Annotated in this window: 1 pseudogene; it reads left to right on the top strand. The window is 70.0% G+C overall.

The window, feature by feature from the left end:
* Nucleotides 1–257 precede the first annotated feature (257 nt).
* Nucleotides 258–434 (top strand): annotated as a pseudogene (locus F0U47_RS20290) (pirin family protein); the annotation flags it as partial.

The following is a 434-nucleotide window of genomic DNA, read 5'->3' on the forward strand; positions in this document are numbered from 1 at the left end:
CGCGCCGCCGCCGTGCCCGAGCCGGTCGAGGACGAGCCCCGCCTGCCCCGCTCTCGCGGGGTAGGCCGCGGGGGTGAGGCCGTTGTGTCCGGCACCGACGATCGCGACGTCGTACGTGGTCCGAGAAGTCACCCGATGACAGTATCCGGCTTTCCTTTTCGGCCTTCGAGGCGTTCGTTCCGCGACGGAATAGGCGGGCCGGGGATAAAGTTGACTTGGCAACTACTTCCGCACCGACCCTTTGGGAGGTGGGCGAGATGCCCGCGATCACCGTTGACGACCTCACCGTGCTGGACCGCCTCAAGGAGCCCGGCGAAGTATACCCGCCCCGCCCGGTCTGGCAGGTCGTGACGGCGCCGCTGGGCTACGAGGGCGAGGGGTTCCCGGTCCGCCGCGCGTTCGCGGGACTCGACCTGCGCCAGCTCGGCCCGTTC

It is taken from the genome of Nocardioides antri (assembly GCF_008373765.1).
GTDB lineage: Bacteria > Actinomycetota > Actinomycetes > Propionibacteriales > Nocardioidaceae > Nocardioides > Nocardioides antri.